Raw genomic sequence first — 20,587 nt, 5'->3', positions numbered from 1 at the left:
CCGCCGGATCAGCCCGGCTCGGCGGTAGCGCGCAGCCGCCACCCGACCAGCGCCGCGCAGCCGAGGATCACCACGGTGGCCGCGGCCAGCGGTAGCTCGGTGCGGGTGGTGACCGCGTAGATGTCGGGCGTGTACGCCGTCCAGCCCGGCTCGACGTCGGACTGCCACGTGGCCCTGCTGTTCTCGAAGAGCCGGGCCACCACGGGCAGCACCGACATTCCGACGACCGTCAACGGCGAGACCGGCAGACAGGCGCCGACCGCGAAGCCGATCGCGGCGGGCAGGACGAACCGGAACGCCAATTCGGCGACCGCCGAGCCGCCCACCAGCGCGGACACCAGGCCGCTCAGCGTCACCAGCGCGCACAGCCCGATCCCGGCGACCGGCACCCGCCACACGGTGCCGGCCAGCGCGCCCGCCGCCAGCACGCCGATCTGGATCGACAGCCCGATCCGGTCCGGCCCGACGCCGACCACGGGATCGACGGCGATCGCGGCCGAGATCGCCAGGATCGTCAGCACGTACACGGCCTCGGCCCGCGGCAGCCACCAGCTCACCGCGACCACCGCGGTTACCGCCACCACGGCGACGGTCACCGACGGATTGCCCGGCAGCACCCCGACCAGCCAGATCAGCGCGCCCGCGCCCAGCGGGACACCGGCGCCGACGGCCACCGCGCGCCCGGGCGACACCGGCTCGATCCGCTCCCGGCCCACCACGAAACCCGCCGCCAGCAACGCGATCAGGGCGGCGACCAGCAGCGGCCAGCTGTCGGGCAGGTCGGGCACGGTGCGGGTGCTCAGGTAGTCGGCGTAGCGCCGCGACAGCTCGACGCTGTCATCGATGCGCGCGCCGTACAGCACCGCGATCATGGCGCCGACGACGAACCAGGTCTGCCCGCCGGGCCGCAGCACCGCGGCCGCGATCAGCAGACCGGCCCCGATGCTGCCGAGAACCCATTGCTCGGACCAGGTTCCGGCGGACTGTAGCGCCGCGATCGCCACGACCATCGCCAGCCCGGCCATCCCCGCGGCCACCGCGACGAGATACCGCGCCCGGAACCGGCCGAGCAGCACGACGACACCCACCGCCACGACGGCCGCGATCACCGCCGCCGACGCGGGCCCCGAACCGAACCAGCTCGCCCGTCCGTCCCGGACGACGACGGCGAAGTTCGTCCGCGTGTGGCCGATGACGTATCCGCTGAGGTAGCCGCACAGCAGACCGACCGCCCCGATGACGAACGCACGCCCGTTCATTCGCAGCACGATAGCCGCCGACCGTGCTCGGCGAGCACGAATCAGCGGCTCGATTCAGCCGGTGGTCAGGACCCCGCGCGCTCCTTGCGGGCCTGGCGGCGGGCCTCCCGCATCGCGTTGAGTTCCTGTTCCAGGCTCTCCGCGATACGGAACTGGCCGGTGTCGTAGACGTTGACCGGCTCGATCGCCTCGTAGCCGAAGTTGGCTTCGGCGAAGGCCTTTTCGACGCGCGCCTCGATATCGGAGATGGTGCTCTTGCGGGCCGCCGGCACCGAATCGGTGGACTTCACCGGCTCCGCGGGCTTGACCGCCTCGACCGGCTCGGGCGCCACGACGGGGGCCTGCGACACGGTCTTCTTGGCCGCGGCCTTGTCCGAGCCCGGCTTGCCGATGCCGAACCGCTTGCGCTTCTCGGTGGGCTTGCCGTTGCCGTTGGCGATCGGCTCGGTGGGCGCCCAGGCGGGTTCGCGGGTGATCGGCGCGGTGGCGGCGGCCTGGTCGGCGGCGAACGCCTCGGCGCGGGCCTGACCGGTCATCGGCGGCTGATAGGTGAGCCGCACACCCTCGCTGGACTGCCGGTTGAGCATGCCCTCGGCTGGGTCGGGCATGTCCCTGACCTGGCTGGTCGCCCGGGTGATGGCGAGGCCGTACCTGGCGCTGGCGGCGTCGTGGATGAGCAGCGCGACACCGATCATCACCGGCGCGACGGCGTGCACCGCGGCGTCGTACCAACGACCGTCGCGCACATACGGATAGGTGTTGAGGGTGACGGTGAGCCCGAGCAGCGCGATCTCGGCCAGGGCGACCTGGCGCCGGTTGTCGATGACGCCCCACTCGGCGACCTTGTTCGTGCCGACCATGATGATGATCAGACAGACGCTGATCATGGCCTCGAGCAGGTAACTGAACCAGTACAGCGGATCGCTGGGGCCGCCGGGGGCGATGTTGTGCTGCACGTTCACGGCCGACCACAACATGCCCGCGCCGACGACGCCCGCCAGCGCCTTGAGCGACCACGACCGATGCCGGTACAGCGAAGCCAGCTTCGCGTGCGGGCTCGATTCGCGCCGCTGGGCGGCCATCGCCTTCCTGGCGAGCAGCAGATCTCGCATGTCGGCCTTCTCGATCGCTTCGGTGGTGCTCCTGGCCCGGTCGGAGGCCTGCGCCATCGCTTGGGTGTGCTTCCAGCGCTGTTCGCGATCCTGTTCACGGATGCGTTCGGCGAGTTCCCGCTCCGCGCGCAGCTCGTCCTCGGACAGTGCGTCGGTCAGCGCGGGATCGAATTGGTAGGCGAGGCGCCCACGCGCCCGTTCCACTCGCTGGGCGAGCTGACTGACATCGTCCTCGACGGGAGACTCGATGGTCATGCCTGACCACCGCCCCGGCATCGCGAAGGCAGACGGGTGACCACACGTGTGAACGGCACACGCCATTAATAGTCCATACACCCTCCGGTGCGAAACCGATGCTCCGACACCGCTCCCCATTCCCGGCGCGCCGCGGGCGACACGCGCAGGCGATACCGGTCGGTAGCCCGACCCCGAAAGATAATCGCCGACTTCCGCGCGGACCACTGTTTTCGCACCTTCGGTGCCGATCCGTTGTCGAACAATGTTCGCGGACAACGCGAATCGGGCATGCGTTATACGCCGTCAAGGTACGGTTCCGATTCGGCCCCGCGCCGGAAAAAATTCATTATTGCCACTTCGCCAATAGTGGTCCACACTGTATCTGTAACCACTGGTCACCCCTGAGCCAGTGCTGTGCCGAGCCGTAAGGAGACTCGATGGCCGCGAACCGGTCCAGCTGGATGAACGAGGACCTGGACGCCCTGCGCGACCTCGCCCGCGCCTTCATGGCCAAGGAACTCGTCCCCAACATCGACAAGTACCGCGAGCAGCACCACGTAGACCGGGACCTGTGGAACAAGGCCGGTGAAGTGGGCCTGCTGTGTCTGTCGATCCCGGAGGAGTACGGCGGCGGTGGCGGCACCTTCGCGCACGAGGCCGTCCTCATGGAGGAGCAGGCCCGCGCGGTGGACACCTCGTGGGGCGTCAGCCTGCACAACGGCATCGTCGCCCACTACCTGCTCGCCTACGGCACCGAGGAGCAGAAGCAGCAGTGGCTGCCGAAGATGGCCAGCGGTGAGGTCGTCGGCGCGATCGCCATGACCGAGCCCGGCACCGGCTCCGACCTGCAGAGCGTCAAGGCCAAGGCCATCCGCGACGGCGACGAGTACGTCATCAACGGGTCCAAGACCTTCATCACCAACGGCGCCCAGGCGGACCTGATCATCCTGGTCGCCAAGACCGACCCCACCCAGGGCGCCTCGGGCGTCTCGCTGGTGCTGGTCGAGGCCGATCGCCCCGGTTTCCGCCGCGGCCGCGTGCTCGACAAGATCGGCCAGAAGGGCCAGGACACCTCCGAGCTGTTCTTCGAGGACGTGCGCGTCCCGGTGACCAACCTGCTCGGCACCCAGGAGGGTCAGGGCTTCATCCAGCTGATGCAGCAGCTGCCCCAGGAGCGGCTGATCGTCGCCCACGGCGCGGTCGCTGGCATGGAAGTGGCGCTGGAGCACACCCTGCGCTACACCAAGGAGCGCGAAGCGTTCGGCCGCCCGGTGTTCGGCTTCCAGAACACCAAGTTCAAGCTGGCCGAGGTCGCCACCGAAGCCCGCATCGCGCGCGTGTTCATCGACGACTGCATCGAGAAGCACCTGCGCGGTGAACTCGACATCCCCACCGTCGCCATGGCCAAGTGGTGGACCACCGACAAGGCGATGCAGATCGCCGACACCTGCCTGCAGCTGTTCGGCGGCTACGGCTACATGAACGAGTACCCGATCGCGCGGATGTGGGTCGACAACCGCGTCCAGCTGATCTACGCGGGCACCAACGAGATCATGAAGGAAATCATCGCCAGGAGCCTGTAATACTCCTGCGCACAGCTGGTTTTCGCCGTTGAGCTGCCATTTCGTGACCTATCCGGACCTGCGGCGGAGACGAATGTCCTTCGGAAGCGGTGCAAACGGGGCGACGAGGACGGTGCGGCGACAGTGGACACGGACGGCGGTTCATCGGGTGCTCCCGGACAGGAACCGGTACTGCCGGACCGTGCGCACATGATGCAGGCGGTGTGCGGGTTCGCCGGCGACGGCGATCCCGTCCTGCTCGCCGCGCACGAACTGGCCGGCCTGCACGAACGCCGCGAGCAGCTCGTCCCCGGCGACACCAGCGAGATCGACTGGGCGCGGGCACGTCTGGTCTGCGAGATCGACCGGTGGGTGGTCATCCGCTCCCCGAGGCCCGACACGACGGCGCCGATGCACACCGAGAGCATCGGCGCCGTCGTCGATCGGATGGCCCACTTCGCCGCGCTCACCTATCGCGCGCTGGCCTGCGGCGCGGAGTCCGAACTGCGCGCCGCGCAGCTGCGCCTGCACGAACTGGCCTGTGGCTACGACGATCTCATCGTCGAGGTGGCCAACGGCGCGCGCAGGCTGCCCGACGGCCCCGACGGCGACGCACCGGAAAGCGGTGGCGCGCAACCAAGCCGGAACCGCCCGCGCACCGAATAACAGTCGGTGCGCTGCCCGAGACCGGCCACGGAACCGGCGCACCACAGCTCCACGGCCGCGCCCGGGTTCACACCCACCCTCCCCCAGGTCCGGCGCGGCAGACGGGCCCCGTTCTTCGGGCGGCGGGGACCGTTCCAGCTCCGGCGATTTCGCCACGACCACGGTGGCTGACGGCCACATCGGCGTCCACGCGCGTTCAACCGGCACCCGTACCGTCCCCGGTAGACGGCGAACGGAGCTCGGCGTGGATCCTCGACTGCACACCGCATGGCTGGTCAACGCGGCTTCCGGCGCGGCGGCGGCCACCGTCCGCGCCCCCTTGGCCCGCCCGCGCGACGCGGTGCCGACGCGCGATCGCCTGGTCGCCACCGACCTCGAGGTCGTGACCGTCACCCACGACACGCTGATCCTCACCTGGACCACCCGGCGCCGCGACCGGTCCGGCATCCCGCGCCCGGCGGCCGCCGACACCGAGGTGCGGCTCGCCCCGGCCGACGGCACCGCGGCACCGGTGCCGGTCTTCGCCGATCCCCGCCGCACCGCGTACCACTACGCCGAGGTGCGCGGGCTCGAACCCGGTCGCCGCTATCGCTTCACCGCCCACTCCGACGGTGTCCGCGCCGTCGCGGGCCGCACCTGGGTGACCCGCAGGCCCGGCACACCGGAGGTCACCGGGGTCGTGCGGACCGCGCCACCGCCGCCAGGACGGCTGCTGCGGACCATCGCGCTCGCCAACGACCTGCACTGGGGCGAGGATCGCAGCGGCCTGATCGTCGCCGGCCTGCCGCCCGGTCTGCGCCACGACGACGGCCACTACCCCGAGGTGATGGCCGACGCCCTGCTGCGCGATCTGCGGCGGCCCGAACGCGCCGCCGACCACCTCGTCGTCGCGGGCGATCTCACCGACAGCGGCACCGCCGAGCAGTCCGGTGGCATCCGCGCCCGCCTCGACGCCTGGGGCCGCAACGGCCGGGACTACCTCGTGTGCCGGGGCAATCACGATGTCGCCCGCGGCCGGGAGGACCACTGGGGCTGGGTCTTCCACGCCCACCAGCGCCTCACCTGCCACGACCTCGGCGGGTTGCGGCTGATCGGGCTCGACACCACCCGCGGGCGCGGTGCGGGCGGCACGGTACGCGCCCCGCAGCTGGCCCACCTGCGGGAGATCCTGGCCGCCGCCCCCGACCAGCCGACGCTGATCTTCGGCCACCACCCGGTGACCCGCTATGCGGCACTGAGCAATCCGGGTGGCCCCGGCTTCGTCCTCGACCGCGCGAGCGCGCACGGCCTGCAGGCGATCTACCAGACCGCGCCGGGAGTGTTCCTGCACCACAGCGGACACACGCACCGGAACCGGATGAGCCGCCCCGATTCCGGCCGGGTCGAGTTCCTCGAGGTCGCCGCGGTCAAGGAGTATCCGGGCGGCTACACCCTGCTGCGGATCTACGAGCACGGCTACACGGCGCACTTCCATCGCATCGCCGCGGCGGCCGCGCTGGCCTGGACCGACCGGACCCGCAGGCAGTACTTCGGCCTGCAACCCGACCACGCCCTCGGCACGCTCGCCGATCGCAATCACCGGGTGGCGCGCGACTTCTCGGGGGTCGGCGCGCGCCGCTGACTCAGAACAGCCGCAACGCCACCAATCGCCACCGATCCCGGACCGATTCGATCCGCCCCGCGACAGCGAAGGTCCGGTCGCCGCGCTGATAGGAGGCGAAGATCTCGGCGCCACCGGGATCGGCGGCGGTCACCCGCACCCGCGTCAGCGTGGCGGCCCCGAGTTCCCGGCCGGGCACCAGGTCCTGGGCGAGCATCGTGCGCACCGCGGCCAGCACCAACGGATCGCTGACCGACCGCAGCTGGTCGGCCTGCCTGCGCCGGTCGACCACCTCGAGCACGAGCCGCACCACCTGTTCGGCGAATCGCTCTGCCCCGGTTCCGGATTCGACTCGGCCACGCGTGCCCTGCACGCAGGACGCGCGCACCGCCCGCCGCACCCCGTACGGCGCCCCGCCCGAATGTCGGCGGCGCTGGATGGAAACTCGATGCGGCACAACGATATCCGCCCCCTGATCGGCGAGACCCGGCTCGCAATGCGGTGCCCGCGACAACGACAGTCGATCCGTAGACATCACTCGTCCCCTTCGAGTTTGCCCACCCACTCCCCAGTGCTGGCGCACAGCATGCCATGAGGGTCCGACAGGTGTGCGCGGAATTCAGAACAGGGTCATCGGCCCGTCGGGTGCCGGCGTCGGCTGGGGCGGCAGATCGGGCACGACGGCGCCGACCGCGTCGTGGAAGCGCCGGGCCAGTCCGCGCGCGGCGGCGTTGTCGGGGGTGTGCACGAACACCGTCGGCGACCGGCCCTCGCGCAGCCACTGCGCGACGGTCTCGACCCACGGCGCCCAGCCCGCGACGGTGCGCTCCTCGTCGGCGCGCCCGTGGTAGCGCACGATCGGGTACTCCGTCAGCGCCCGCATCCGCCGGGGCACCCGGGGCTTCTTCGCCCGCGCCTCGTACTCCGACGGGTCGCCGGGCGGTCCGTCGAACAGCACCGTGGTGTCGAAGGGCACCCATTCGGCGCCGATCCGGCCCAGCACCCGTTCCAGCTGTACCGCCGCCCGCTCGTCGGTGAAGAACGCCGGATGCCGCACCTCCACCGCGCAGCGCAGGCCGCCGGGCAGCTCGCGCTGGAACCGGGCCAGCGCGCCCAGGTCGGTGGGCCCGAAGGACGCGGGCAGCTGGATCCACAGCGCGTGCACCCGCGCCGCCAGCGGGGCCATCACGTCGAGGAAGGCCCAGAGCTCGCCCTGCGCGTCGACGAGCCTGCGCTCGTGGGTGACGGCGCGCGGTGGCTTGAGCACGAACCGGAAATCGGGCGTCGTCTGGCGGACCCAGGACTCGACCGTCGCGGCCGAGGGGGTCGCGTAGAAGGTGGTGTTGCCCTCGACAGCGCCGCAGTACCCGGCGTAGGTCCGCAGCCGCTCCCCGGGCGCGAGCTGGCGCTGCTGCCACTGTGGGTGCTGCCACATCGCACACCCGACCCGCAGCTCACGCACAGGCCGACCGTAGTACAGCGATCGGCCGCGCCTAAAATGAGACCGGTTGCCACCATTCGCCCCGTGCGCGTCCCCCGGTGCGCGCACGACGGAAAGGGCCTGTGATGGCGATTCTCACCAGTGAACGGCCCGGTGCTGTCACCGGCTCTCGCACCCGCGCCTGGCTCGGCGTTTCCGCGGCGATGGTCGCGATCGCCTGGGGCGGCAACGAGTTCACGCCGCTGCTGGTGATGTACAAGAGCCACGGCCTGCCGCTGACGGCGGTCGATCTGCTGCTGTTCTACTACGTCCTCGGCATCGTGCCCGCGCTGCTCATCGGCGGCCCGCTGTCGGACCGGTTCGGCCGTCGCCCGCTGATGCTGCCCGCCCCGCTGATCGCGGCCGCCGGGTCGCTGCTGCTCGCGGTGGGCGCCGCATCGGTGCCGCTGCTGGCGGCGGGCCGGATGCTGTGCGGCGTCGCGCTCGGCCTGGCGATGGCGGTCGGCGGCAGCTGGCTCAAGGAGCTGTCCCAGCCGCCGTACGCCGTGGCGGCAGCCGGAGTCGGCGCGCGCCGCTCGGCGATGAGCCTGACCGCCGGTTTCGCCCTCGGCGCCGGGGTGGCCGGAGTGCTCGCGCAGTGGGGTCCGCTGCCCGATTCCACCGCCTATCTCGTCAACGCGGCGCTGTGCGTCGCCACCTCGGTCTGGCTGGCCAGGTCACCGGAAACGGTGACGCGGCAGCGGAACCCGGGCAGGCTGCGCGACGATCTGACGATCCCCGCCGCGGGCCATCGCCGATTCCTGCGGGTCGCGGTGCCGATCGCGCTGTGGCTGTTCACCGCCAACGCGACCGCCTACGCGGTGCTCCCGACGCTCATGCTGCCGCGCGTGCAGGGCGCCCCGATCGCCTTCTCCGCGCTGGTCACCATGGTGACGCTGGGCTGCGGATTCACGATCCAGTCGGTCGCGCGCAAGATCGACCGGCCCGGTACCGCGCGGGCCGGTGTCGTCGCCCTGGTGCTGCTCACCGCGGGCATGGTGCTGGCGTCGTGGACCGCGGCCACCCTGAGCATCCCGGTGACGCTGCTGACCGCCGTCGTGCTCGGCAGCGGCTACGGCATCGGCCTGGTGGCCGGGCTCCAGCAGATCGAGCGCATCGCGGGCCCGGGCGACCTGGCCGGGCTGAACGCGGTCTTCTACTCGGTGAGCTACCTCGGCTTCGGCGTGCCCGCCGTCCTGTCGGCCCTGCACGGCGGCTTCGGTTTCGGCTACCCGGCCATGTACCTCGTCGTCGCGCTGATCGCCGCGGCCAGCCTGGCGCTGGTCGCCGCGAACTACCGCGAGCCACGGGCGGCCGGGAGCGATACGGTCGAGCCGTGAGCGCCGACCCGATCGAGACCCTGCGGCGCTGGGCCGATTCCGGCGCGATCTGGCGGGTATTGGCCCGGCGCGCCGACACGGTGACCATCGGCCTGTTCGAGTGCACGGGCGGTCAGGAGGTCGACCGGTTCACCTCCGCCGACCCGGCACTGCTGAGCTTCCTCGGCGATCGCAGCAGCAGCGAGGACTGACGCGGGGTTAGGCTGGGTGCCGTCATCGCTTCACGTCACGACGGCCCTCGGGCCGGTCCGCTCGGTGAGGAGAGATCATGTCGGCACCAACCCAAGGACTGTCCGCGGGCACCTGGGTCATCGACCCGAGCCACTCGGCCCTGGAATTCGCCGTGCGCCATCTGATGGTGAGCAAGGTGCGCGGCCGGTTCACGATCTTCTCCGGCACGCTCGTCATCCGCCCCGACGGTTCGGCCGACGCCGACGTCGAGATCCGGGTCGATTCGGTCACCACCGACAATCCGCAGCGCGACGACCACCTGGCCACCGCCGACTTCTTCGACGTGTCCCACTACCCGCTCGCCACCTTCACGGCCACCGGGTTCCGGCCCACCGACACCGAATTCGACGTCACCGGCGATTTCACCATCCGTGGCACCACCCGCCCGGTCACCCTGGCCGTGGAGTTCCTCGGCGCGGGCCCCGGCATGATCGACGCGCCGGTCGCCGGTTTCACCGCGACCACCACCATCAACCGCCGTGATTTCGGGATCACCACCGAGATGCCGATGGCCAACGGCGGCGCCGTGATCGGCGACAAGATCACCATTTCGCTCGATGTCGAGGTCGGCCTCCAGGGCTGACTCGGACACGGGCACAGGAGGGGCGAATGTCAGGACGTCGATGGCGGGCCGGCCTCGCCGCGGGGCTCGCGCTGCTCCTCGCGGCCTGTGGCTCCACCGATTCGGGAACCCAGTCCACCGCCCCACCCGACCCGGTCATCACCGTCGCGCCAGCGGCGGGCGCTACCGACGTCGACCCGCTGGCACCGGTCCGGGTCGGCACCAGCGACGGCAAGCTGACCTCGGTCACCATGACCAACGAGCAGGGCCGCGCCGTCGAGGGCATCTTCACCCCCGATCAGACCGCCTGGAAGCCCGCCGAACCGCTCGGCTACGGCCACACCTACACCGTCGGCGCCGAAGCGCTCACCGTGCTGGGCACCGTGGGACCGATCACCTCCTCGTTCTCGACCCTCGCGCCGAACAACCAGACGAAGGTGTACTTCCGCACCACCGGCGGCGCCGCGCTCGACCCCGCGGACAGCTACGGCGTCGGCACCGTCGTCGTCGCGCACTTCGACGAGGACGTCCCCGACCGGGCGACCGCGCAACAGCGGCTCAGCGTCACCACCGACCCGCCGGTCGCCGGTTCTTGGTTCTGGCTCGACAACCGCAACGCGCACTGGCGCCCGCAGAACTACTACGCGCCCGGCACCAAGGTCACCCTGGCCGCCGACATCTATGGCAAGGATCTCGGCGGCGGCCTGTACGGCCAGGAGGACACCAGGACCAGCTTCACCATCGGCCCCTCGCACGTCTCGATCGTCGACGACAACGACAAGCAGGTGCGGGTGTACGAGAACGGCACCCTCATCCGCACCATGCCCACCTCGATGGGCCGGGGCGGCAGCGAGGTCATCGGCGGCAAGACCATCACCTTCTGGACCCAGCCGGGCACCTACACCGTCATGGACAAGGCCAACCCGGTGATCATGGATTCCTCCACCTACGGCCTGCCGGTGAACTCCCGGCTCGGCTACAAGGAGACCATCGGCTGGGCGACCAGGATCAGCACCGACGGCATCTACCTGCATCAGCTCGACGACACCGTCTGGGCGCAGGGCAATACCAACGTCTCGCACGGCTGCCTCAATCTCAGCGGCGAGAACGCGAAATGGTTCTACGACTTCGCCCAGCCCGGCGACGTGGTGGAGATCCGCAACACCGGCGGCGCGCCGCTCGAGGTGTGGCAGAACGGCGACTGGAGCGTTCCGTGGGAACAGTGGCAGGCAGGTAGCGCACTGCGGTGAACCGAACACACGACACCCCGGCGCCCCCACCGCGCCGGGACACACCCGGATATGGACCACAGCGCGTCGGCCGACCGGCCCGCCACGCCGAACACCGCGACCGCCGCGGCGGTTTCCGGCGCGCGGCGCTGATCATGGCCAGGATGCTCGGCGCGACGACCGCGCTGGCCGTGCTCACCGGCACCGGCCTGGCCTGGTCGGCCAAGCAGGACTTCGATTCCGGCTTCACCCATTCCACCGCGCTCGGCGAGGACGCGCCGCGCTCGGGCGGTGGTGCCGTCAACATCCTGCTGATCGGCCTGGACACCCGCAAGGATCTCGACGGCAACGACCTGCCCAAGGAGATCCTCGACCAGCTGCACGCCGGCGACGGCACCGAGGGCGGCTACAACGCGAACTCGCTGATCCTGCTGCACATCCCGGCCGACCTGAGCAAGATCGTCGCGTTCTCCATCCCACGCGACGACTACGTCCCGGTCTCCGGCATCCCCGGCTATTCGCAGATCAAGATCAAGGAGGCCTACGGCCTGAAGAAGGCCGCGGTGCAGGCGAAGCTGATCGAACAGGGCGAGAAGGACCCGGTGGTGCTCGAGCGGCGCGGCCGGGAGGCGGGCCGCGCGTCGACCGTGTCGACCGTGCGCAATCTGGTCGGGGTGCCGATCGATCGGTTCGCCGAGATCTCGCTGGCCGGGTTCTACGACCTGGCGACCGCGGTCGGCGGCGTCGACGTGTGCCTGAACAACGCGGTCAACGACAGCGCGTACTCGGGCGCGGTGTTCCCGGCGGGCCGTCAGCACCTGAACGGCTCCGACGCGCTGGCCTTCGTCCGGCAACGCCACGGCCTGCGCAACGGCGACCTGGATCGTACGCACCGCCAGCAGGCGTTCCTCACCTCGGTGGCCAAGTCGCTCAAGGATTCCGGCACGCTCACCAATCTGAGCAGGCTCGCGCAGCTGATGGACGTGGCGCACAAGGACGTGGTGCTCTCCGACGGCTGGAATCTGTTCGACTTCGCCCGCGAGCTGGGCGCCGCGGGGTCGCTGCCGGTGGAGTTCCGCACGCTGCCGGTGGTGCGCTACGACGTGATCGACGGCCAGGACGTCAATATCGTCGACCCGGCCGCGATCAAACGGGAGGTCCGGGCGGCGTTCGGGCAGGAGGTGGCGGCGACCACCACCCCGACACGGACGCCGACCGGTGTCGTCGACGTGCACAATGTCGGCGGGGTGGCCGGTCAGGCCGCGACGCTGTCGGCCGCGCTGACCGCCCGTGGCTACCGGGCGGGCGAGATCGGCAACGGAACCACCGGGGACGGTCCCACCTCGGCCCTCACCTACGGCCCCGGCGCGGCCGAGGACGCCAGGGCGCTCGCCGAAACCCTCGGTGGACTACCGGTTTCCGCGTCCGCCACCGTCGAGGAAGGCCATGTCCGCGTGGTCGTCGGCGCCGATTTCACCCTGCCGACCGAGATGGCACCGACCACTACGACAACCACCACCCCGACGACGACCACGCCCGGCAACTCGACGATGCCGCTGCCCGACGCGGGAAAGCCGGTGACCACCACCATCGGCAGCACCATCCCCTGCGTCAACTGATCGCGGTTCGGCCACCGGAACCCGGTGGCCGAACCGGCTCACTCCTCCGGCGCGTCCGGGTAGGCGTCCTGGCGGTGCCCGCCGCGCAGCGTGCCGTCCAGATAGGCCGCCTTGCAGGCCCGCCGGGCGATCTTGCCGCTCGACGTGCGCGGGATCGACCCCGCGGGCACCAGCAGCAGATCGCGGACCGTCACCCCGTGCCTGCGCGCGATCGCCGCCCGCACCGTGTCCACGATCGGCGCCGGATCGAGTTTCGCCGCGCCGGTCCCGCGTTCGGCGACGACGACGAGCGCCTCGGCCATCTCGTCGGTGATCCCGCCCGCCTCGAGCACGGCCGCGGGCAGCTGCCCCGCCTGCACCGAGAACGCCGCGACGAACCCCGGCCGCAGCGCGGTGCTCGACTCCTGCGCCGAGTACTCGAGATCCTGCGGATAGTGATTGCGGCCGTCGACGATCACCAGGTCCTTCACCCGGCCGGTGATGAACAACTCGCCGTCGTGGTACGCGCCGAAGTCGCCGGTGCGCATCCATCGCGCGTCGTCGGGCGCGCCCTCGGCCCGGCTGCCGACGGGATTGCGGGCGAGCACCCGGTTGTGGAAGGTCTCCACCGTCTCCCCCGGCCTGCCCCAGTACCCGATGCCCATGTTGTCACCGTGCAGCCAGATCTCCCCGACCTCGCCCTCGCGACGCTCGATGCCGGTCTCCGGGTCGACGATCACCGCCCACTGCGACCGGGCGACATACCCGCACGACACCTGCGCGACCGCGTCGTCGGCGTGCTCGTCGACCTCCACCATCCGGCCCTCGTTGAGCTGCCCGCGATCGACGTAGACCACCCTGGCCTCGTCGTCGCGCTTGGTCGCCGACACGAACAGCGTCGCCTCGGCCATCCCGTAGCACGGCTTGATCGCGGTCTTGGACAGCCCGTACGGCGCGAACGCCTCGTTGAACTTGCGCATCGAGGCCACCGACACCGGCTCGCTGCCGTTGATCAGGCCGATCACGTTGGACAGATCCAGCGACTCGTCACCCTTGGGCAGGCCACGCACCGCCGCGTGCTCGAACGCGAAGTTCGGTGCCGCCGAGTAGATCTCGGCGCCGTCGGCCTGGGCCGCCAGCTCCTTGATCCAGCGCGACGGCCTGCGCACGAACGCGCTCGGCGACATGATGGTGATGAACTTGCCGCCGATGGTCGGCAGGATCACCGTCAGCAGTCCCATGTCGTGGAACAGCGGCAGCCAGGTGACCCCGCGCGCGTTCTCGGTGATGCCGATGGCGTCGATCATCTGCAGCAGATTGGTGCCGACGGCGCGGTGGGTGATCTCCACGCCCGCGGGTACCCGGGTCGAGCCCGAGGTGTACTGCAGGTAGGCCACGCTGTCGATATTGATGTCGGGCCTGCGCCAGCGCGTGCCGACCGTGTCCGGAATCGCCTCGACCGCGATGATTCTCGGCCGCTGCGCGGCGGGCTGCTCACGGAAGAAGTTGCGCACTCCCGCCGCCGCGCTCGCGACGGTGAGCACCGCGGCGGGCTCGCAGTCGCCGAGCACCGCGTGCAGCCGGTCGCTGTGGCCCTGCTCCTCCGGATCGAACAGCGGCACCGCCACATTCCCCGCGTACACCGCCGCGAACAGCGCGACGACGTAGTCCAGGCCCTGCGGTGCCAGCACCGCCACCCGGTCACCGGGCTCGGTCACCTGCTGCAACCGCGCGGCCACCGCGCGCAGCCGGACGCCGAATTCACGCCAGGTCAGCTCCTGGTATTCCCCCTCCCGCTCCCGCGAATAGTCGATGAAGCGGTAGGCCAGATCGTCCCCGTTGGCCTCGCTGTGTTTGTCGACGAAGTCGATCAGGGTCTGGTCACCGGGAATCCGGATATTGCCCAGTTCGTCCACATAGTCGTCGAAAGTCTCGCCGATCATTCCCTATCCTTTTCAACGCACAATGCCTCGCCGAGAGGCTGAACTCGTGCAATGACGCCGAACAAAGAAGAACTCACAGGCGCCCGGCACAGTACCGGGCGCCCGCGCGTGGCAATCGTCAATACCGCCCGAAGGCGATGGCGACGTTGTGCCCGCCGAACCCGAAGGAGTTGTTCACCGCGTAGTCGATGCGGCCGCGCCTGGCCTCGCCGGAGACCACGTCCAGGTCGATCTCGGGGTCCTGGTTGTCCAGGTTCAGGGTGGGCGGGACGATGCCGTCGCGCACGCTGAGCACGGTCAGCACCGCCTCGAGCGCGCCGACCGCGCCGATCGAGTGGCCCAGCGCCGACTTGGGCGCGTACACCGACGCGTGCGAACCGATCGCCTTGCCGATCGCGTTGGCCTCGGCGGTGTCGCCGATGGGCGTCGCGGTCGCGTGCGCGTTGATGTGGGTGACGTCGGTGCGGCTGATCCCGCCGGTCTGCATGGCCCGCGTCATCGCGCGCGCCGCGCCGGTGCCCTCGGGGTCCGGTGCGACGAGGTGGAATCCGTCGGAGGTGACGCCGGCGCCGAGCAGCCGCGCGTGGATGGTCGCGCCGCGCGCCTTGGCGTGCTCCTCGGTCTCGATCACCATCATCGCGCCCGCCTCGCCGAAGACGAACCCGTCGCGGTCCTTGTCGAACGGCCGCGAGGCCGCCTTCGGATCGCCGTTGCGGGTGCTCATCGCGCGCATCTGGGTGAAGGCCGCGATCGGCACCGCCTGGATCGACCCCTCGACGCCGCCGGTGACCACCATGTCGGCGTCGCCCATCACGATCATCCGCCACGCGTTGGCGATCGCCTCCGAGCCCGACGAGCAGGCCGACACCGGCGTGGAAACACCGGCGCGCGCACCCAATTCGATGCCGACGCAGGCGGCCGGGCCGTTGGGCATGATGGCGCCCACGGTCAGCGGCGACACCTTGCGATAGCCGCCGTTGCCGAGCTTGTCCCGCGCGTAGATCAGGGATTCCGCGCCGCCGAGCCCGGTCCCGACCGAGACGCCGAGCCGGTCGCGATCCACCTCGGGACTGCCCGCGTTGCGCCACACCTCGCGGCCGAGGACCACGGCCATCTGCTCGACGTAGGACAGCCTGCGCGCCTCCTCGCGGGTGAGCGAGGCGGCCGGGGAGACCTTCAGGTGGCCACCGATCCGCACCGGCAATTCGAAATCATCGATGAAGGAGTCCTCCAGGACGTCGATCCCGCTTTCGCCGTTGAGCAGACCCTTCCAGGTCGAGTCGACGTCGCCCGCGATCGACGTGGTCGCCGCCAGGCTCGTGACCACGATGTCCGTCATATTTTTCGCTCACTCTCTCTAGCTATGCCACGACTGATCGGGAACCGCTGATGGAGCTGAACTGGTGGAGCGTATATGCAGGCGCCGCGACGCGCCCAAATTCAGAAACAGGCGCTGCCGCACCGTGTCGTTCGGAGGCGCGATCCGCCGGGTCTATTGTCGGTGGGTCGCATTCGACCCAGAGCACCCGGCGACGACGGGCAACACTACCGGACCAGCGCAACTCTTGCTTTTCACTTCATGGAAAGGGCACGAGCGTGGCCAGGAACCTCACCCAACTGGAACTGCTCATCGAACTCGAACCGGTCGCCGCGAGCAACGTCGACCGGCACCTGTCGACGGCGAAGGACTGGCACCCCCACGACTACGTGCCGTGGGACGAGGGCCGCAACTTCGCCGCCATGGGCGGAATCGATTGGGACCAGGAACAATCCCAGCTCTCCGACGTCGCCAAGGCGGCGATGATCACCAACCTGCTCACCGAGGACAACCTCCCGTCCTACCACCGGGAGATCGCCGAGAACTTCTCCAAGGACGGCGCCTGGGGTACCTGGGTGGGCCGCTGGACCGCCGAGGAGAACCGGCACGGCATCGCCATCCGCGACTACCTGGTGGTGACCCGTGGCGTCGATCCGGTGGCGCTCGAGCAGGCTCGGATGATCCACATGACCAACGGCTATTCGGCGATGGCCGTCGTCGACGCCAAGGCAGGCGATACCGACATCAGGGCCGGATCCGTGGCGGGCCTGCTGTATTCGGTCGCCTACGTGACCTTCCAGGAACTCGCCACCCGGGTCAGCCACCGCAACACCGGCCGCGTCTGCGACGACCCGATCGCCGACCGGCTGCTGGCGCGCATCGCGACCGACGAGAACCTGCACATGATCTTCTACCGCAATCTCTGCGAGGCCGCGCTCGAGCTGGCGCCCGATCAGGCCATCGAGGCGATCAGCATCATCGTGCGCGGCTTCCAGATGCCCGGTGCGGGTATGCCCGGCTGGCGCCGCAACGGCGTCCTGATGGCCAAGCACGGCATCTACGATCTGCGCCAGCACCTGGAGGAGGTCCTGCTCCCGGTGCTGCGCAAGTGGAATGTCTTCGAACGCACCGATTTCGGCGCGCGCGGGGAGCAGGCGCGCGAGGAACTCGCCGCCTTCCTGGACCGGCTGCGCGAAGACGTCGTGCGCTTCGAGGAACAGCGCGACCGCTCACTCGCGCGGGCGGCGAACCGGGAGCGCCAGCTCACCTGAGCGGCGCCCGGCGATCCGGCCCGGCCGCTACCGGGCCGGATCGCGGCGGCTGTCGTGCTTGTGCCGGTACATCGCGGCGTCGGCCGCGTGCACCAATTCGTCCACCGTGCCGGGTAGTTCGTCGAAGTACGCGGCGCCGATGCTCACCCCCACCGCGAGCATGTGCCCGTCCACCTCGAGCGGCGTGGTCAGCACCGACATCAGATCGTCGGCCAGCGCCGACAACTGCGCGGACCCGGAGCACTCCTCCACCAGCACCAGGAACTCGTCACCGCCGATCCGGGCGGCCATCGCGTCCAGCGGCCGGACGGTCTCGCGCATCCGGTCGGCGACCACGCGCAGCACCCGGTCCCCGACCGTGTGCCCCCACAGGTCGTTGATCTCCTTGAAGCCGTCCAGGTCCAGATAGCAGACCCCGATCGGGGGTTCGGCGTCGGCGAGCCGGTTGAACAGGTGCGGACGGTTGGGCAGGCCGGTCAGCGCGTCGTGGTTCGCGTCGTGCCACAGGCGGTCGGCGAGTTGCTTGCGCTCGGTGACGTCGACCGCGACGCCGATCAGGAAGCGGATGTTGCCGTCGGCGTCGCGCACCGCCGACATCGACAGGTCGATGACGGTGATCTCGCCGTCGTCGTGCAGGTGCTCGGTCTCGGTGCGGAAGCTCTCGGATTCGCCGCTGACCATGCGCTGCAGTTCGACGAAGGCCTCGTTCAGATTCTGCGGGCCGAGGATGTCGGCGACCGTCCGGCCCGGCATCGTCTCCGGGGTGTGGCCGAGCATCTCGGCCATCGTCGCGTTGCAGTTCACCACCCGCCCGGTCATGTCGACCGTGCCGATACCGACCAGGGCACCGTCGAACACCGCCTCGAAACGCGCTTCCGAGAGTGCCCGCCTGCTCTCGGATTCGCTCGCCGCCGCGAGCACCGCGGCCAGCGTCGCCTCCTGCTCGGCCAGGGCGGCGGCCCGTAGCGCCGCGGTGAAGCCCGCGGCGAAATCGGCGGCGAGGCCGATCGCGCGCTCCCTGATCTCGGGCAGGAGCGGATCGTCCGGCCCGTCGGCGGCGATCTCGACCAGGTCCCCGCAGATCACCCGGACCGAACGGCTGACCGCCGCCGGATCACGGTAGTTGGCGGCGACCAGCATCCGCGCCGTCCGCCGCGCGACATCGGGGTCCTCACCGCCGCGCGCCGCCTCCAGCAGCCCGGTGCACAGCGCCGCGAGCATCTCCTCGATCTGGGAGCGGTTGAGGGTGGGAGCGACGACGCCGTCGAGGGCATCGGCCCACCGCTGCGCCAGCTCCCACGACCCCACTACTCGTCCACCCTGTCATCTCCGAGCACCGCCGGATCGACGGCTCAGTCTCTCCGCGCGACTCCGGCCAACCCGAGCGATCGCCCCGGCTTCTCGTGCTGATCCCGCTCGGACTCCGGCCGCCACAGCGGCAGCTCGACAACCCCGGGGGAAACCATGCCCCAACCCTCGAACAACTCCACGATCGCGTCCCTGGACCGGAATTGGATACCGACCCTGGTCTCCGTCGCGGAGTGCTCACCCAGCTTACCGGCATCCTCCGGCCGCAGCGCCGAGGTGAGATGTGAAATGGCTATGAAACTGCCCGGTGCGACCGCCTCCCGCAGCGCGGCCACCTTGCCGACCGGATCGTCGGCGTCCTGCACCAGGTGCAGCACCGCGATCAGCAGCAGCCCGACCGGCTCGTCGAAGTCGATCAGGCCCGTCTCCCCGACCTTGGCGATCAGGTCCTCGGACTTGCGCAGGTCGGCCTCGATCGCGCCGGCCCGCGCCCGGCCCGCCAGAATCGTCCGGGAGTGGACGACGGCGACCGGATCGATGTCGACATAGAGCACCCGCGCCTCGGGGTCGATCTCGTGCACGATCTCGTGGACATTGCCCGCGGTCGGGATGCCCGATCCGATGTCGAGGAACTGCCGGATCCCGGCGTCGAGCATGAACCGCACCGCCCGGCGCAGGAAAGCGCGGTTGCTCAGCGCGAGCCGGGGCAGATCGGGCACGAGCTCGGTCGCCTTCTCCGCCGCCATCCGGTCAACGGCGAAATTGTGCGAGCCGCCGAGCAGCGCGTCATACATGCGCGCTGGGCTCGGTTGCTGCATATCCACGCCGTCCGGTGCCCACGCAGGCCTGTCCATCACATACCCCTGTCCGCTCGCGGCGACATCACATCCCGCGACAACGCCAGACGCATCGTAGTGCCCGCCACCGACTCAGGCGTGCCCTATCGCTCGTTTCCGGCACCGAACGGTTGCGCCCACAGCGGCGCGACATCCGGCGTCATGGTCGCGACCACCGGAATGCCCGCGGCCATGAAATTGTCCAGCGCGCGGCGCATGTGGTCGGCGGAGGTGATGAGCACGGCCTTGTGGATGCCGAGAGCCTCCATCAGCTTCGCGGAGAACTCCGCGTTCTGCACGGTCGACCCGGCCTGGGTCTCGGCATAGATCCGATGCCTGGCGACCCCGCGGATATTGAGCCAGTCCGCCATCACCTGCGCCTCGGTGATCCCGTTGCGCGGGTTGCCGCCGGTGACGATCACCGGGGAGGAGGGCGACATGAAGGCCTGGACCAGCGCGGCGTGCAGCCGGTTGCCCAGTTCGGCCCGCATGGTGCCGTCGGGTTGCAGACCGTAGCCGAGCACCACGATCGCGGTCTCGGGTCCGTAGGTGTCGGGCAGGTCGATACCGGCCACGCCGGCGATCGAATTCGCCGCACCCGCCACGCCGTCGGCGATGCCCGCCAGCGGGTCGGGTGCGGGCGCGGCGAGCGCGGGCGCGGCGGTGGCCAGCGCGCCGATCAGCGCGGCGGGCAGCACGAGGGCGGCCGCCCCGCGCCGCAGAGACTTGTGAGCGAACAACCAATCCATGGTGACCTCCCGAAGCAACGTCGCACCATGGTGACGGACCGGGCCGGTCCGCACAGACGTTTCTGAAATATTCACAGTTCGGATTGCAATCCCCCGATTCTGGGGGCACGCGGGAGCCCGGACTGCTAGCGAGAGCGGTTGTCCCACAACGCAAAAAGGCCCTCCAGCAATGCTGGAGGGCCTTTCGCAATGATGTTCCGGCGGTGTCCTACTCTCCCACACCCTGTCGAGTGCAGTACCATCGGCGCAGGTGGCCTTAGCTTCCGGGTTCGGAATGGGACCGGGC

At 70.2% G+C, this 20,587-nt stretch carries 18 protein-coding genes and 1 rRNA gene; 9 read left to right on the top strand and 10 right to left on the bottom strand.

Going from position 1 to position 20,587, the window contains the following annotated elements; all coding sequences use genetic code 11:
* Positions 1 to 8: 8 nt before the first annotated feature.
* Together AB0L91_RS28350 and AB0L91_RS28345 are read right to left on the bottom strand one after the other, a co-directional pair.
* Entirely contained in the window at positions 9 to 1,259 is a 1,251-nt protein-coding gene (locus AB0L91_RS28350) for a hypothetical protein (protein ID WP_365015350.1), read from the bottom strand.
* 65 nt (positions 1,260 to 1,324) lie between these two features.
* On the bottom strand, positions 1,325 to 2,626 hold the full coding sequence (locus tag AB0L91_RS28345; RefSeq protein ID WP_357348437.1) for a hypothetical protein: 1,302 nt from the start codon (positions 2,624 to 2,626) through the stop codon (positions 1,325 to 1,327).
* 419 nt (positions 2,627 to 3,045) lie between these two features.
* Here AB0L91_RS28345 and AB0L91_RS28340 point away from each other — a divergent pair, with 419 nt between their 5' ends.
* The 3 genes from AB0L91_RS28340 to AB0L91_RS28330 all read left to right on the top strand — a co-directional run bounded on the left by AB0L91_RS28340 (position 3,046) and on the right by AB0L91_RS28330 (position 6,457).
* Positions 3,046 to 4,191, top strand: coding sequence for an acyl-CoA dehydrogenase family protein (locus AB0L91_RS28340; protein WP_365015348.1), 1,146 nt, complete (start codon positions 3,046 to 3,048; stop codon positions 4,189 to 4,191).
* Between the two features lie 189 nt (positions 4,192 to 4,380).
* Positions 4,381 to 4,836 (top strand): DUF4254 domain-containing protein, encoded by a 456-nt coding sequence (locus tag AB0L91_RS28335; RefSeq protein ID WP_355276608.1) that lies wholly within the window; start codon positions 4,381 to 4,383, stop codon positions 4,834 to 4,836.
* A gap of 244 nt (positions 4,837 to 5,080) precedes the next feature.
* Positions 5,081 to 6,457, top strand: a complete 1,377-nt coding sequence (locus AB0L91_RS28330) for a metallophosphoesterase (protein WP_365015346.1) — start codon at positions 5,081 to 5,083, stop codon at positions 6,455 to 6,457.
* A 1-nt stretch (position 6,458) separates the two neighbouring features.
* On the opposite strand, the gene AB0L91_RS28325 is transcribed toward AB0L91_RS28330, so the two are convergent.
* Entirely contained in the window at positions 6,459 to 6,893 is a 435-nt protein-coding gene (locus tag AB0L91_RS28325; protein ID WP_365015345.1) for an Rv3235 family protein, read from the bottom strand.
* A gap of 162 nt (positions 6,894 to 7,055) precedes the next feature.
* Positions 7,056 to 7,898, bottom strand: a complete 843-nt coding sequence (locus tag AB0L91_RS28320) for a DUF72 domain-containing protein (protein WP_355276602.1) — start codon at positions 7,896 to 7,898, stop codon at positions 7,056 to 7,058.
* Between the two features lie 104 nt (positions 7,899 to 8,002).
* Here AB0L91_RS28320 and AB0L91_RS28315 point away from each other — a divergent pair, with 104 nt between their 5' ends.
* The 5 genes from AB0L91_RS28315 (at position 8,003) to AB0L91_RS28295 (ending at position 12,897) form a co-directional block, all read left to right on the top strand.
* On the top strand, positions 8,003 to 9,256 hold the full coding sequence (locus AB0L91_RS28315) for an MFS transporter (protein ID WP_365015343.1): 1,254 nt from the start codon (positions 8,003 to 8,005) through the stop codon (positions 9,254 to 9,256).
* Positions 9,253 to 9,447 carry a hypothetical protein gene (locus tag AB0L91_RS28310; RefSeq protein WP_365015341.1) on the top strand — a complete coding sequence of 65 codons (195 nt, stop codon included), beginning with the start codon at positions 9,253 to 9,255 and terminating at the stop codon, positions 9,445 to 9,447. Before AB0L91_RS28315 ends, AB0L91_RS28310 begins: the two co-directional genes overlap by 4 nt.
* Before the next feature lie 77 nt (positions 9,448 to 9,524).
* The gene (locus AB0L91_RS28305) at positions 9,525 to 10,070 is read left to right on the top strand and encodes a YceI family protein (protein WP_365015339.1); all 546 of its coding nucleotides are present in this window, start codon (positions 9,525 to 9,527) and stop codon (positions 10,068 to 10,070) included.
* A 26-nt stretch (positions 10,071 to 10,096) separates the two neighbouring features.
* Positions 10,097 to 11,299, top strand: coding sequence for an Ig-like domain-containing protein (locus AB0L91_RS28300; RefSeq protein ID WP_365015337.1), 1,203 nt, complete (start codon positions 10,097 to 10,099; stop codon positions 11,297 to 11,299).
* The gene (locus tag AB0L91_RS28295; protein ID WP_365015335.1) at positions 11,296 to 12,897 is read left to right on the top strand and encodes an LCP family protein; all 1,602 of its coding nucleotides are present in this window, start codon (positions 11,296 to 11,298) and stop codon (positions 12,895 to 12,897) included. Before AB0L91_RS28300 ends, AB0L91_RS28295 begins: the two co-directional genes overlap by 4 nt.
* Positions 12,898 to 12,935: 38 nt before the next feature.
* Here the strand turns inward: AB0L91_RS28295 and fadD32 are convergent, their stop codons facing one another.
* Together fadD32 and AB0L91_RS28285 are read right to left on the bottom strand one after the other, a co-directional pair.
* The gene (gene fadD32, locus AB0L91_RS28290) at positions 12,936 to 14,816 is read right to left on the bottom strand and encodes a long-chain-fatty-acid--AMP ligase FadD32 (protein WP_365015952.1); all 1,881 of its coding nucleotides are present in this window, start codon (positions 14,814 to 14,816) and stop codon (positions 12,936 to 12,938) included.
* A gap of 121 nt (positions 14,817 to 14,937) precedes the next feature.
* Entirely contained in the window at positions 14,938 to 16,158 is a 1,221-nt protein-coding gene (locus AB0L91_RS28285) for a KasA/KasB family beta-ketoacyl-ACP synthase (protein ID WP_355276591.1), read from the bottom strand.
* A gap of 257 nt (positions 16,159 to 16,415) precedes the next feature.
* Here AB0L91_RS28285 and AB0L91_RS28280 point away from each other — a divergent pair, with 257 nt between their 5' ends.
* Positions 16,416 to 17,408: an acyl-ACP desaturase gene (locus tag AB0L91_RS28280; protein ID WP_365015334.1), complete on the top strand. Its 993-nt coding sequence runs from the start codon at positions 16,416 to 16,418 to the stop codon at positions 17,406 to 17,408.
* A 27-nt stretch (positions 17,409 to 17,435) separates the two neighbouring features.
* On the opposite strand, the gene AB0L91_RS28275 is transcribed toward AB0L91_RS28280, so the two are convergent.
* From AB0L91_RS28275 to rrf, 4 genes are all read right to left on the bottom strand, one after another.
* Complete coding sequence (locus tag AB0L91_RS28275; protein ID WP_365015332.1) at positions 17,436 to 18,716, bottom strand: sensor domain-containing diguanylate cyclase; 1,281 nt, start codon at positions 18,714 to 18,716, stop codon at positions 17,436 to 17,438.
* Positions 18,717 to 18,760: 44 nt separating this feature from the next.
* A complete protein-coding gene (locus AB0L91_RS28270; protein ID WP_355276585.1) occupies positions 18,761 to 19,570 on the bottom strand; it encodes an SAM-dependent methyltransferase in 810 nt (269 codons plus the stop codon).
* 86 nt (positions 19,571 to 19,656) lie between these two features.
* Positions 19,657 to 20,292 carry a YdcF family protein gene (locus AB0L91_RS28265; RefSeq protein ID WP_365015330.1) on the bottom strand — a complete coding sequence of 212 codons (636 nt, stop codon included), beginning with the start codon at positions 20,290 to 20,292 and terminating at the stop codon, positions 19,657 to 19,659.
* A gap of 204 nt (positions 20,293 to 20,496) precedes the next feature.
* Positions 20,497 to 20,587 (bottom strand): 5S ribosomal RNA (rrf, locus tag AB0L91_RS28260); the annotation flags it as partial.

The organism is Nocardia sp. NPDC051833, assembly GCF_040681225.1.
Taxonomy (GTDB): Bacteria; Actinomycetota; Actinomycetes; order Mycobacteriales; family Mycobacteriaceae; genus Nocardia.
This window is presented reverse-complemented; position numbering and strand designations above follow the sequence as displayed.

Excerpts from the sequence above, each read along its gene's own strand:
- AB0L91_RS28350 (WP_365015350.1), bottom strand. The coding sequence starts at position 1,259 with ATGAACGGGCGTGCGTTCGTCATCGGGGCGGTCGGTCTGCTGTGCGGC.
- AB0L91_RS28335 (WP_355276608.1), top strand. The coding sequence starts at position 4,381 with ATGATGCAGGCGGTGTGCGGGTTCGCCGGCGACGGCGATCCCGTCCTG.
- AB0L91_RS28315 (WP_365015343.1), top strand. The coding sequence starts at position 8,003 with ATGGCGATTCTCACCAGTGAACGGCCCGGTGCTGTCACCGGCTCTCGC.
- AB0L91_RS28300 (WP_365015337.1), top strand. The coding sequence starts at position 10,097 with ATGTCAGGACGTCGATGGCGGGCCGGCCTCGCCGCGGGGCTCGCGCTG.
- AB0L91_RS28285 (WP_355276591.1), bottom strand. The coding sequence starts at position 16,158 with ATGACGGACATCGTGGTCACGAGCCTGGCGGCGACCACGTCGATCGCG.
- AB0L91_RS28270 (WP_355276585.1), bottom strand. The coding sequence starts at position 19,570 with ATGGACAGGCCTGCGTGGGCACCGGACGGCGTGGATATGCAGCAACCG.
- AB0L91_RS28340 (WP_365015348.1), top strand. The coding sequence starts at position 3,046 with ATGGCCGCGAACCGGTCCAGCTGGATGAACGAGGACCTGGACGCCCTG.
- AB0L91_RS28305 (WP_365015339.1), top strand. The coding sequence starts at position 9,525 with ATGTCGGCACCAACCCAAGGACTGTCCGCGGGCACCTGGGTCATCGAC.
- AB0L91_RS28345 (WP_357348437.1), bottom strand. The coding sequence starts at position 2,626 with ATGACCATCGAGTCTCCCGTCGAGGACGATGTCAGTCAGCTCGCCCAG.